General features: G+C 62.0%; 10 protein-coding genes and 1 tRNA gene. 7 read left to right on the top strand and 4 right to left on the bottom strand.

All coding sequences use genetic code 11. The features are described 5' to 3' along the window. The first annotated feature begins 310 nt into the window (after positions 1-310). Positions 311-387 (top strand) — tRNA-Arg (locus DWA01_RS06805). Between the two features lie 270 nt (positions 388-657). Continuing rightward, positions 658-1623: an ROK family protein gene (locus tag DWA01_RS06800; protein ID WP_114285093.1), complete on the top strand. Its 966-nt coding sequence runs from the start codon at positions 658-660 to the stop codon at positions 1621-1623. 240 nt (positions 1624-1863) lie between these two features. Here DWA01_RS06800 and DWA01_RS06795 read toward each other — a convergent pair whose 3' ends face one another. Next, positions 1864-2565, bottom strand: a complete 702-nt coding sequence (locus DWA01_RS06795) for a UTRA domain-containing protein (RefSeq protein ID WP_114285092.1) — start codon at positions 2563-2565, stop codon at positions 1864-1866. 118 nt (positions 2566-2683) lie between these two features. Then, entirely contained in the window at positions 2684-4042 is a 1359-nt protein-coding gene (locus DWA01_RS06790; protein WP_114285094.1) for a formimidoylglutamate deiminase, read from the bottom strand. A 95-nt stretch (positions 4043-4137) separates the two neighbouring features. Between DWA01_RS06790 and hutI the strand changes: the two genes are divergently transcribed. From hutI to hutU, 4 genes are read left to right on the top strand one after another with little or no spacing between them, the layout of a single operon-like run. Further along, positions 4138-5346 (top strand): imidazolonepropionase, encoded by a 1209-nt coding sequence (gene hutI, locus DWA01_RS06785; protein ID WP_114285091.1) that lies wholly within the window; start codon positions 4138-4140, stop codon positions 5344-5346. Further along, positions 5343-6881, top strand: a complete 1539-nt coding sequence (hutH, locus tag DWA01_RS06780; protein ID WP_114285090.1) for a histidine ammonia-lyase — start codon at positions 5343-5345, stop codon at positions 6879-6881. The genes hutI and hutH overlap by 4 nt, the downstream gene beginning before the upstream one ends. After that, the gene (gene hutG, locus DWA01_RS06775; RefSeq protein ID WP_114285089.1) at positions 6878-7678 is read left to right on the top strand and encodes an N-formylglutamate deformylase; all 801 of its coding nucleotides are present in this window, start codon (positions 6878-6880) and stop codon (positions 7676-7678) included. Before hutH ends, hutG begins: the two co-directional genes overlap by 4 nt. Continuing rightward, entirely contained in the window at positions 7675-9345 is a 1671-nt protein-coding gene (gene hutU / locus DWA01_RS06770; protein ID WP_114285088.1) for a urocanate hydratase, read from the top strand. Before hutG ends, hutU begins: the two co-directional genes overlap by 4 nt. A gap of 420 nt (positions 9346-9765) precedes the next feature. Here hutU and DWA01_RS06765 read toward each other — a convergent pair whose 3' ends face one another. Continuing rightward, positions 9766-10836: an ABC transporter ATP-binding protein gene (locus DWA01_RS06765; RefSeq protein WP_114285087.1), complete on the bottom strand. Its 1071-nt coding sequence runs from the start codon at positions 10834-10836 to the stop codon at positions 9766-9768. Between the two features lie 19 nt (positions 10837-10855). Beyond that, positions 10856-11641 carry an IclR family transcriptional regulator gene (locus DWA01_RS06760; protein ID WP_114285086.1) on the bottom strand — a complete coding sequence of 262 codons (786 nt, stop codon included), beginning with the start codon at positions 11639-11641 and terminating at the stop codon, positions 10856-10858. A 140-nt stretch (positions 11642-11781) separates the two neighbouring features. Between DWA01_RS06760 and DWA01_RS06755 the strand changes: the two genes are divergently transcribed. After that, on the top strand, positions 11782-13020 hold the full coding sequence (locus tag DWA01_RS06755; RefSeq protein ID WP_114285085.1) for an ABC transporter substrate-binding protein: 1239 nt from the start codon (positions 11782-11784) through the stop codon (positions 13018-13020). Positions 13021-13118 lie beyond the last annotated feature (98 nt).

The raw sequence follows: 13118 nt of genomic DNA, 5'->3' as shown, positions 1-13118 counted from the left end.
CTGGGTCAAATCTCTGGTCCCTCTTGTTGTTCTGTGTCCAGTGTTACCCGCAAAAAGAGGCCTTGTCCAAAGGTACTGACTTCTTTATGTTAGCGGTAACGGCAGGCGCTTCTGCGCCTTATGTGGTTGCCGGTGCCGGTTTGGATCCCGATTCAGACCATCGCCGGCTCAGTGGGGGGAGCGGTGGGCCAAATTGCTTCCCCTGAACTGAGCCCGCCGTAAAAAATATTTTCGTATTCTGTCTGATATTCCGCCCGTACCGGTTGCCGCCTCTTGCGCCGCCTGCAGTTTTTGCCGATTAAGGACGCGTGGCTCCGTGGCTCAACTGGATAGAGCAGCCCCCTCCTAAGGGGCAGGTTACTGGTTCGAATCCAGTCGGGGTCACCATTTCCCAAAGCCTGAAATCCTGGCGGCTGCGCTCCCGCACCCCATCCCGCATCCGTATCCGGCGTGGCGGTACTGTTCCCGGAACTGAGCCGCGTAGATAACTCCAAACACGACCTCCGTGGGGTCTGGGCAGAGGCTCCGGAGCGTGGCGCCGGGGCCGTGGTGCATGTCAGCGGAGCCTGTCGGGCTTGTTTTTACCGCCCGAACTATGCATGGCTCTGAACCAGCTCTTCTTATGGCCCCTTTTTCAACTGCAGCAGGTGTGACGCGATGACTGAAAATGCCATTTGCAGCTATGATATTGGTGGCTCCAAAATCGTCTGCGCCCGCGTCGCTTGGGACCTCAGCCTGGTTGAAACCGGGCGCGAAGCCACCTGCAGCGCAGATTTTGCCGGGTTTTGTGAGCAGATCCTGCGTCTTGCGGATCAAAGCGGCTGTGCCGGGCCACTGGCGCTTTCCATCGCCGGGGTGATCCATCCCGAAAGCGGCATTATCCACGCCGCTAATATCCCTGCGGTCAACGGGCGCCGGCTGGCCCTTGAGCTGAGCGCGCTGAGCGGGCGGGCGGTGCATGTGATCAATGACGCCAACGCTTTCGCGCTCGCGGAGGCGCATTGTGGTGTGGCCCGGGGGCACGACGTGGTTTTTGCCGCTATACTGGGCACCGGGCTGGGCGGGGCGCTGGTTCTTAACCAGCGGATTGTGACTGGCGCGGGTGGCACTGCGGGCGAATGGGGCCATGGGCCGCTGCCGGTGGTCTCGGCTGGGCTCACCAACAGGGTGCCCGGCGCGGCCTCATTGCCGCAATTGCAGTGCGGCTGCGGCCAGACCGGCTGTGTGGAGACCCTCACCGGCGCGCGCGGGCTGGAGCGGCTGCACCTTCATCTCAGCGGCACAACGGCCGACAGCCGGCAGATTCTCAGCCAATGGCACCAGGGTGCGGGCGCCGCCTCAGACACGGTCGCGGTCTTTGTGGATATCCTCGGCGGCGCGCTGGCGCAGGTGATCAATATTATCGACCCATCTGTGGTGCCGCTGGGCGGCGGCCTGGCCGGGGACGCCGCGCTGGTGGCGGCGCTGAACGGCGAGGTCAACCGCCGCCGGCTTGGCGCGGCGGGCAGGGGCGCGGCCAGGGCCGGCGGTTCTGATCTTTTGATTGCGGCAGTGGAGGGGGGCGAGCGCGGGCTGATCGGGGCGGCGCTGTTTGCCCGTCAGGCCCAGGCCAACGCCGGCTGAGATTTTGCTGTTGTCAGCGGCGGTGGTCCAAGTGGCGGTGGGGTCGAGCGCCCACTTTCCCACTATGCCCACTTTCCTGCCGTGCCCACCGCGCCGGGGTCCGATGGCACCCTGGTTGCACTCTGGTTGTGCTTTGCCGGCAGCCAGGCTGATTTCCGACCCCGGATCATTTGCCTGTTTCAGGCCACCCGGTTCAGAGACGCCGGTTCGGGACACGGGACACGGACCGCCGCTGCCAGCCTAATACTGCGCCACCATGGAATAGCCGCTGGCGAAATGCAGCCGCGTATTGGTGACCGGCAAGCCGTTGAGCCAGGTGGTCCGCTCGGCGGTGAACAGGGGGCTGCCTGTGGGCGTTTGCAGGAACTCCGCAAGTGATTCACTGGCCGCGCTGGCAGAAAACCGCACCTCTGCTGTGGTAAAAGGCACGGTCTGCACCAGCCATTCATTGGGGCTGATGGCGGTGAAATCGGCCTGTTCGGCGTCGGGCACCGCGGCCAGGTTGATCCAGCGGTCTTCAAACTGAAACGGGTTGCTGTTGGCATAATGCATGCATTCCAGGTGCAGCACCTGCGCCTCGGGCGCCAGATCAAGCCGGGCGCGCAACCAGTCCGGCGCCACCAGAATATTGCGCGTGACCAGCGCGTACCGATAGCTGGCGCCGCTGGCTTCGACTTCTGCCCGCACCATCGGGATTTCGAACTTCACCTGGCGCAACGGCGCCTTTTTTACCCTTGTGCCAGCTTTGCGGCGGCGCTCAACAAGACCGTCGTCCGACAGTTCCTGCATGGCGCGGTTCACCGTGGCGCGGGCGCAGCCGAATTCAACTGCCAGATCGGCTTCGGCGGGCAGCAGGGCACCCGGTTGCCAGACCCGGTCCTGAATGCGTTTCAGAACAATGGCTTTTACATCGCGATAACCGGTTTTGGATTTTACTGACATAGGTCTGTGGTTGAACTCATTATGAATGCACATTTCCGGCCAGGCTAGCGCAACTGTGCTGTTGGTGGAAGGGTCGGTGCGGCCCGCGCCCCTTGCTGCGGCGGTCTGTCGCAGCGGTTTATCCCGACTCCAGCAGGGCGTGCACTGCGCTGCGGTAAGCGGTCCGCAGCTGATCACGGTGAATATGGCGGCTCTGTTGCACCATGTGACGCCCGGCGGACCACAGGTCAGTGACCACGGTCTCGCCGGCGGCAAATACCAGCCCGTCCAGCAATTGTTCCGGCGCCAAAGCGCAGAGCGCCGGGCACTGGCTGTCCACCGCGACCAGATCAGCCAGCGCGCCCTCGCGAATCTCACCGCTGTCGCGCCCCAGTGCCCTTGCCCCGCCGATGGCTGCGCCCTGATACAGGGTGGCGCCGGTGGAGCCGGGCCCGGTGACCATCACATTGCGTTGCATGTCGCGCAGGCGCTGGGAATATTCCAGCTGGCGCAGCTCTTCACCCAGTGCGATGCGCACGTTTGAATCCGAACCGATGCCAAAAGCGCCACCGGCATTCAGATACGCCACCCCGTTAAAGGCGCCGTCGCCCAGATTGGCCTCAGTAATCGGGCAGAGGCCGGCCACCGCGCCGGACCGCGCCATATTCACCGTCTCTTCCGCAGTCATATGAGTGGCGTGAATCAGGCACCAGTCCTGGTTCACCGGCGCATTGTCCAGCAGCCACGCCACCGGGCGGGCGCCAAGCCAGGCCTCGATGTCCTGCACTTCTTTTGGCTGTTCTGCGATGTGGATATGCACCGGGCCATCACTCTGTGCCGCCAGCAGGGTCTGCAGATCCTGTGGCGAGGTGGCGCGCAGCGAATGCGGTGCGATGCCCACGCGTGCATCGGCGCTCATACCGCTCAGCCCGCTGCGGATACGGGCGACCAGTGCGTTATACTCTTCAACCGTATTGCCAAAGCGCAGCTGTCCCCCGGCCAGCGGCACTTCGCCGGCACCACCATAAGAATAAAGCACCGGCAGATGGGTCAACCCGATGCCGGTCTCAGTGGCGGCGGCAAAAATGCGCTGTGAAAGCTCGGCCGGATCGTCGTAATTCTGGCCGCCCGGCTGATGGTGCACATAGTGGAACTCGCCGACACTGGCGTATCCCGCTTCCTGCATCTCCATGAAGACCAGCGCCGCGATCGCCTGCATCTGCTCCGGCGTTAAGCGGTCCAGAAAACGGTACATTAATGTGCGCCAGGTCCAGAAACTGTCCTGACCCGCAGCGCGGAATTCACTCATCCCGGCCATGGCGCGCTGAAAGCTGTGGCTGTGCAGATTGGCCAGCGCCGGCAGCACGGTATCGACCAGACTGTCGCCGGGCTCAGGCCGGCTGGCGCTTTGAAGGCCGCTGATACGGCCGTCCGTAACGGAAATGCGGACATTCTGATGCCAGCCATCGGCGAGCAAGGCCTGGTGTGCAAAGATCACGACGTTGGGTTCCACTTTTTATTTGACGTTATGTATAGACATATAGAATATGTGCTCATACAAGACAACCGAGAAGATCCCCACCGGAGCAAGCTATGAAACTTCGTGATTCCCTGTTGATGAATGCCAAGCTGGCGACGATGCAGCCGAACCGCCCCTGGGCGCCGCTGCCTGGTGGTGCGGTGGCGGTCGAGGCCGGTCGCATTGCCTGGGCCGGGCCATTGGCAGAGCTGCCCGACCGGTTTGCGTCTCTGGAACGTCAGGATCTTGGTGGCCGGTTGCTCACACCGGCGCTGATTGACTGCCACAGCCACATCATCCACGGCGGCGACCGCGCGGCGGAATTCGAAATGCGCCTGTTGGGGGCAAGCTATGAAGAGGTGGCGCGGGCGGGTGGCGGCATTGTCTCCACCGTCACCGCCACCCGTGCCGCCAGCCAGCAGCAGCTGATTGACGCCGCTTTGCCCCGGTTGGACGCGATGCTGGCAGAGGGTGTCGCGACCGTTGAAGTCAAATCCGGCTATGGTCTCGACCTTGAAACCGAACTGACCATGCTGCGCGCCGCCCGCGCGCTTGCCGATCTGCGCCCGGTGCGCATTGTCACCAGCTTTCTCGGCGCCCATGCGGTGCCGCCCGAGTATAAAGACCGCCCGGACGCCTATATCGATGACATCTGCATTCCCGCCTTGCGCGCCGCCCATGCGGAAGGTCTGGTCGATGCGGTGGACGGGTTTTGTGAAGGTATCGCCTTTGATCCGGATCAGATCGCGCGCGTTTTTGACGTGGCGAAAGCGCTGGACTTGCCGGTGAAACTGCACGCCGAACAGCTGTCCAACCTTGGTGGTGCAAAACTTGCGGCCTCTTATGGTGCGCTGTCCGCCGATCATATCGAATATCTCGACGAAGCCGGCGTGCAGGCGATGGCCAAAGCCGGCACCACCGCAGTGATCCTGCCCGGCGCCTTCTACGCCCTGCGCGAAACACAGATGCCGCCGATTGCCTTGCTGCGTGAACACAACGTGCCGATGGCGCTGGCCACCGATTGCAACCCCGGCTCTTCGCCGATGGTGTCGCTTTTGCTGGCGATGAACATGGGCTGCACCCTGTTTCGCATGACCCCTCAGGAAGCGCTGGCCGGCGTCACCCGCAATGCCGCCCGCGCGCTCGGGCTCAGCGACTGTGGTACTATAAAAGCCGGAAACCGCGCCGATCTTGCAGCCTGGAACGTCACTGATCCGGCTGAACTTGCCTATCGCATCGGCTTTAACCCGCTGCACCAACGTTTTTTTGGAGACCTCAAATGACCACGCTGACCCTGACCCCAGGCGCTGTCACCCTTGCCGATCTGGCACGTATTTACTGGGACGAGGCGGCGGTGCGGCTGGATCCTGCCTGCCGCCCGGCGATGAAGCGCGCCGCCGACCGCATCGACGCCGCCGCCAATGGCACCGCCGCTGTCTACGGGGTGAACACCGGTTTTGGCAAACTTGCCAGCGTGAAAATCGAGGCGAAAGACACCGCCACATTGCAGCGCAATCTGATCTTGTCCCATTGCTGCGGCGTTGGCGTGCCGATTTCGCGCCGCCACACCCGTCTGATGATGGCGCTGAAACTGCTCAGCCTCGGGCGCGGTGCCTCTGGCGTGCGTCTTGAACTGGTCGATCTGATTGAACAGCTGCTGGAACGCGGCGTTACCCCGGTGATCCCTGGTCAGGGCTCAGTTGGCGCCTCCGGTGATCTGGCGCCTCTGGCCCATATGGCGGCTGTGCTGATGGGCGCGGGCGAAGCCGAATTTGAAGGCGAGGTGCTGCCGGGCGCGGAGGCACTGCAGCGTGCCGGTCTGTCGCCGCTGGTACTGGGTCCCAAAGAAGGTCTGGCGCTGATCAACGGCACCCAGTTCTGTACCTCTTTTGGCCTCGCCGGTCTGTTTGGCGCCTGGCGTGCAGCCCAAAGCGCGTTGGTCACCTCGGCGCTGTCGACGGATGCGATCATGGGCTCCACCGCGCCGCTGCAACCGGAAATCCACAGCCTGCGCGGCCATCGCGGCCAGATCGAAGCTGCCGCATCAATGCGCGCGCTGTTGCAGGGGTCTGAAATCCGCGACAGCCACCGCGAAGGCGACGCAAGGGTGCAGGATCCCTATTGCATCCGCTGTCAGCCCCAGGTCACCGGTGCGGCGATGGATGTGTTGCGCAATGCCGCCACCACGCTGGAAATCGAAGCCAATGCGGCCACCGACAACCCGCTGGTGCTGGTCGAGGCGGATCTGATTGTTTCGGGCGGCAATTTTCACGCCGAACCGGTGGGGTTTGCCGTGGATATGATCGCGCTGGCGGTGGCGGAAATTGGCGCCATTGCGCAACGCCGGGTGGCGCTGATCGTGGACCCTGTGCTCAGCCACGACTTGCCGCCGTTCCTGACTCCCAACCCGGGCCTGAACTCCGGTTATATGATTGCCGAAGTCACCACCGCCGCTTTGATGAGCGAAAACAAACACCTGGCCAACCCCTGTGTCACCGACAGCACCCCGACCAGCGCCAACCAGGAAGACCATGTCTCGATGGCCGCCCACGGGGCACGACGTCTGGGCAAGATGGTGGAGAATCTCGAAGTTATTCTCGGGGTCGAATTGCTCTGTGCCGCCCAGGGCGTGGAATTCCGCGCGCCGCTGCAGACCAGCACGCCGCTGACACAAGTGGTCCGTGAACTGCGCAAGATCGTGCCCGCGCTGGGGGATGACCGCTATCTGGCGCCGGAACTGGAACAGGCCGCGGCTCTGGTACGCGCTGGCGGCATTGCCGCCGCATCGGCCACCGCGTTGCCGGAGCTGTGGGCATGACCCCGGTCGAAACACACCAGGGCGACAGCCCGGTGGTGCTGGGCCTGCCCCATACCGGCACCTGGGTGCCGCCGGGCATCGCTGCGCAACTGAATGACAATGGCCGGCTGCTGGCGGACACTGACTGGCATGTGCATCAGCTTTATGACGGGCTTTTGCCCGGAGTATCGACGGTGCGCGCCACTTTTCACCGCTATGTGATTGATGCCAACCGTGACCCGGAGGGCGTCAGCCTCTATCCGGGTCAAAACACCACAACCCTGGTGCCGCTAAGCGATTTTGACGGCAAAGACATCTGGGCCACGCCGCCGACAGAGGCGGATATTGAAACCCGCCGCCGCGCTTTTCATGCGCCCTATCACGCCGCCCTTCTGGGCGAACTTGAACGGGTGCGGGCACGCCACGGCGTGGCGATCCTCTATGATTGCCACTCGATCCGCTCGCACATTCCGTTCCTGTTTGAGGGCACCCTGCCGGATTTCAGCATCGGCACCAACGACGGCGCCACCTGCGCCACGATACTAGAACGCGCCGTGGCGGAAATCTGCACCTCGGCACAGGGCTATTCCACCGTGCTGAACGGCCGTTTCAAGGGCGGCTGGACCACGCGCCATTATGGTCGGCCCCGTGAGGGGCTGCACGCCATCCAGATGGAGCTGACCCAGTCCGCCTATCTGAGCGCCGAGTCTGCGCCCTGGAGTTATGACATCGCGCGCGCCGCCCGGCTGCGCAGCTACCTCACCGAAATTCTGACCACTCTGGCCGCTCTGGCCCCGAGCCTAGGAGGCAAGACATGACCGACCCCCGCAAAAACACCCGCGATATTTACCCGGCCACCGGTACTGAAATCACCGCCAAATCCTGGCTCACAGAGGCGCCGATGCGCATGCTGATGAACAACCTGCATCCGGATGTGGCTGAAAACCCGCATGAGCTGGTGGTCTATGGCGGCATCGGCCGTGCCGCCCGGACCTGGAAAGATTTTGATCTGATCGTCGAAAGTCTGAAAAATCTTGAAGAAGACGAGACCCTGATGGTGCAGTCCGGCAAGCCGGTCGGCGTGTTCAAAACCCATAAAGACGCGCCCCGGGTGCTGATCGCCAATTCCAACCTGGTGCCGCACTGGGCCAATTGGGACCACTTTAACGAGCTCGATAAAAAGGGCCTGGCGATGTATGGCCAGATGACCGCGGGCTCGTGGATCTATATCGGCTCTCAGGGCATCGTTCAGGGCACTTATGAAACCTTCGTTGAGGCAGGGCGCCAGCACTACGGCGGCGATCTGAAGGGCAAATGGATCCTGACCGGCGGCCTTGGCGGCATGGGTGGCGCACAGCCGCTGGCGGCGGTGATGGCCGGCGCCTGTTGTCTGGCGGTGGAATGCAACTCCGATTCTATCGATTTCCGTCTGCGCACCAAATATGTCGATGAGCGCGCCGATACGCTGGACGAGGCGCTGGCGCTGATTGAAAAATGGACCGCAGCGGGCGAGGCCAAATCGGTCGGCCTGCTGGGCAATGCGGCGGATATCTTCCCGGAACTGGTGAAACGCGGGGTGCGCCCTGATATCGTCACCGATCAGACCTCGGCCCATGACCCGATCAACGGTTACCTGCCCCAGGGCTGGAGTATGGCCGAATGGAAAGCCACCCGTGAAAGCGATCCGAAAAAAGTAGAGCGCGCCGCGCGGGCCTCAATGCGCGTGCAGGTCGAAGCCATGGTGGCGTTCCATGAGGCCGGCATCCCCACCGTGGATTACGGCAATAATATCCGCCAGATGGCGCTGGAAGAGGGGCTGGAAACCGCATTTGATTTCCCCGGCTTTGTACCGGCCTATATCCGGCCTCTGTTCTGCCGGGGTGTCGGGCCGTTCCGCTGGGTGGCGCTGTCGGGCGATCCGGAAGACATCTACAAAACCGATCAGAAGGTGAAAGAAATTCTTTCTGAGGACAAACATCTGCACAACTGGCTTGATATGGCCCGTGAACGCATCTCGTTTCAGGGCCTGCCGGCGCGTATTTGCTGGGTCGGGCTTGGTGCGCGCCACAAGCTGGGGCTGGCGTTCAATGAGATGGTGCGCAGTGGTGAGCTGAAAGCGCCGGTGGTGATCGGGCGGGACCACCTGGACTCGGGTTCTGTGGCCAGCCCGAATCGCGAAACCGAAGCGATGCGCGACGGTTCAGACGCGGTGTCGGACTGGCCGCTGCTGAACGCGCTGCTGAACACCGCGTCCGGCGCGACCTGGGTGTCGCTGCATCACGGTGGTGGTGTTGGCATGGGCTTCTCGCAGCATTCCGGCATGGTGATCTGCTGTGACGGCACGGCAGATGCGGACCGGCGCATTGAACGGGTGTTGTGGAACGATCCCGCCACCGGGGTGATGCGCCACGCGGATGCGGGTTATGAGATCGCCACGGATTGTGCCCGCGAACACGGGCTGAACCTGCCCGCTATCCTGGACTGAGCCTCGCGCAGCGGCAGCGCAGATCCGGGTCCGGATGTGCTGCTGGCACTGTTGCCTCCGGAGCTGCACCTGCCGAAAGAGACGGCCGGTTGCAGCGGGGACGGGGGCGCGCCGCCCTTTGGGCGGCGCGCCCCCGTGGCGCTTTTGGAACAAGTCCGCTTAACGCGGGTAATTTACCCAGGTTGATAGCTTTTAGTGCTATGATCTAAAACGAAAACATCGCGATTCTATGTCTGGATTGAATGAAGCCGCAGCACCAGGTTTCAGCCCGGTTCCGCTGAGCGCGCCATATTTCGCCGGGCGCCTCAGCAAAACAGTCACATAAACCCCCGCCGCAGTTCCTTATTACACGCCTCACGGCAAAATCTGATCCCGCGCGGTTGCATTGGCGTGATGGGGCGGGATGAACGGGTCGGGACCCTAACGCAGGCGCAGCCCGCTGGCGTCATCAAACAGCATCGCGGACTCTGCCGCAAACTCCAGCCGCACTTTGCTGCCCGGCGCCAGCAGGTCTTCGCTTTTGGTCTCGACCACGATGCGCTCAGACGTCGCGGTGCTGAGATAGTCATAGGCCACGCCGCCGAGATGTTCTGACAGCTCGATGCTGAGGCTGCTGTTGCCGTCCTCGTCGGGGCTGAGGCGCAGGTTTTGCGGCCGCAACCCGACAGTCACAGAACGCCCCTCCGCAGGCAGGTTTACCGCGACCGGCAACAAATACCCGTCCAGCGCGGCAATGCGCACGGCGCCGTTTTCCACCACGCCAGCCACGAAATTCATCCCTGGCGAGCCGATGAACCCGGCGACAAACCTGTTGTCCGGGTCGCGATACAGCTCCAGCGGCGAGCCGACCTGTTCAATGCGCCCGTCGCGCAGCACCACGATTTTGTCGGCCAAAGTCATCGCTTCGACCTGATCATGGGTCACATAGATCATCGTGGCGCCGATTTCTTTGTGCAGCCGGGCGATTTCCACCCGCATTTCCACCCGCAGTTCTGCGTCCAGGTTGGACAGCGGCTCATCAAACAGGAACACTTCCGGCCCGCGCACGATGGCGCGCCCGATCGCCACCCTTTGACGCTGACCGCCCGAAAGCGCCTTGGGTTTGCGCTGCAGATAGGGGCCCAGCTGCAGAATTTCCGTCGCTGCGGCCACTTTTTCTGAAATCTCGTCCTTGGGGTGGCCGGTCATTTTCAAGCCGAACCCCATGTTCTGTTCCACCGTCATATGCGGATAGAGCGCGTAGGTCTGGAACACCATCGCCACGCCGCGGTCTGAGGGATCGGCCCGGGTCACGTCGCGCCCGCCGATGCGGATCTCGCCGCCGGTGGTTTCTTCCAGCCCGGCGACCATGCGCAACAGGGTGGATTTGCCGCAACCCGACGGGCCGACAAAGACGCAGAATTCGCCATCATCAATCTGCAGATCGACCCCATGGATCACCTGGGTCTCGCCGTATTTCTTGATGATATTGTGAAGGTCGACACCTGACATTGCGTGGTCCTCTAATGGGTTAGTGTTGGGTGGGAAACTGCCAGTTGGCAGCCTCGGTTCCGATATTTTCAGCGGTGGCCAGAAGCGCCACTTTGAACGCCAGCAGCCCCTCAAGAGAGTGGCGGTTGGTGGCGCTGGTGATGGAAAGTGCGCCGATTACCCGGTCTCCGGCCGACAGGATTGGCGCCGCAATACAGATGATGCCGGGCTCATGTTCTTCGCGGTCAAAACAGACACCGTCTGCCCGGATCTGTCCGAGCTCGGCCGCCAGCGCTTCGGCGCCGCTCAGCGTATTTTCGGTATAGCGGTACCAGGATTGCTGGCTGATGGCGCGGGTCTGGGCCTCAGGTTCCATAAAGGCCATGATCGCCTTGCCCACCCCGGTGCAATAACCAGGCCCGACCTTGCCGGCGCTGGAAAACATCTCCAGCGGCGCGGCGGCGTTGCGCTTGTCGACATACAGCACCTGGCCCTTGTCCATCTGCGCCAGATGGATGGTTTCTCCGGTCTCAAGCGCCAGCGCATCAATATAGGGCCGTGCCACCGGCGCCAGTGAAGCCTGTTTCCAGGCCGCATGCGCCAGCCGCACCAGCCGCACGCCGAGGCTATAATTCTGGCTCACCGGATCGTAGCTGAGCATGCCCTGATTCGTCAGCGTCTGCAGAAACCGGTAGAGCGTGGCTTTCGGGTGGGGGCTTTGCCTCAACAATTCCGTAAAGCGCACCGGCCGGCCAATCCCTGCCACCATATCCAGTATTTCCAGCGCCTTACCGACTGTCCCGTCACTTTTTACCGGCTTAGTCATTGTGTTGTCCTTTCGGGTCTCGCCGCCCTGTTGGCTACGAAACTGTTGACAAGATTAACCGATGAGCGCACAGTTTTCAATAATTAAAACAAGGTTTCAATAAATGGAACCGAAAAATACAACATGAACGGGAGAAAACCATGTTTCGGACAACAAGGACTATAATTGCCGCTTTGACGGCGACGACTCTGTTTGCAGGGGCGGCCTTCGCCGGCGAGCTGGTGATCAACACCGACACCTCAGACCCGGCCCCCAAAGCGGCGTTTGAAGCGCTGATCAAAGGGTTTGAAGCGGAAAACCCTGATGTGACCGTGACGTGGAACCTGTTTGACCATGAAGGTTACAAAACCTCGATCCGCAACTTCCTGACCGCAGACGCGCCGGATCTGGCCAACTGGTACGCCGGCAACCGCATGCTGCCCTATGTGAATGCAGGCCTGTTTGAGCCGGTAAATGACGTCTGGGACGAAAATGGTCTGCACGAATCGCTGGCCTCTGCCGAAGGGTCGATGACCATCGACGGCAAAATCTGGGGCGTGCCTTACACCTATTACCAGTGGGGCGTTTACTACCGCAAAGACATCTTTGAAGCCAACGGCATTGCCGTTCCCACCAACTGGGACGAGTTCAAAGCTGCCGGCGCGACGCTGACTGCGGCAGGTGTGACCCCGATCACCATCGGCACCAAATACCTCTGGACCGCCGGCGGCGTGTTTGACTATCTGAACCTGCGCACCAACGGCTATGACTTCCACATGGCGCTGACCAAGGGCGAAGTCTCCTGGACAGATGATCGTGTACGCGCCACCATGGCCAACTGGAGAGAGCTGATCGACGCGGACTTCTTCCTTGAAAACCACGCCGCCTACAGCTGGCAGGAAGCACTTGCCCCGATGGTCCAGGGCAAAGCGGCGATGTATATCATGGGCAACTTTGCTGTGGCTCCGCTGCGTGACGCGGGTCTGAGCGATGATCAGATCGGCTTCTTCCAGTTCCCGGTGATCAACCCGGATGTGGCGCTGGCCGAAGATGCGCCGACCGATACCATGCATATCCCGGCAAATGCGTCGAACAAAGTGGATGCCAAGCGCTTCCTCGCCTATCTGGCGCGCGCTGATGTGCAGACCGCAATGAACATCGAACTGGGTCAGTTGCCGGTGAATTCCGGTTCCAGCGTGAAGGACGACAAGTTCCTCAAGGCTGGTCTGGCGATGCTGTCCTCCACCGACGGCGGAATTGCTCAGTTCTTTGACCGCGATGCACCTGCAGAAATGGCCAAAGCCGGCATGGAAGGCTTCCAGGAGTTCATGGTCAAACCTGACCGTCTGGACGCTATTCTGGCCCGGCTCGAAAAAACCCGGCTGCGCGTCTACAAATAACAGACGTGCCGTATGAAAAACGGGCTCCCGGTGGCAACGCCGGGAGCCAACTCTAATCGTGATAATGTGAAGCCAACGGGAGCCCCCGCCCATGTCCG

Origin of the sequence: Candidatus Halocynthiibacter alkanivorans (assembly GCF_003333265.1) — a bacterium.
Lineage (GTDB): Bacteria > Pseudomonadota > Alphaproteobacteria > Rhodobacterales > Rhodobacteraceae > Halocyntiibacter_A > Halocyntiibacter_A alkanivorans.
This window is presented reverse-complemented; position numbering and strand designations above follow the sequence as displayed.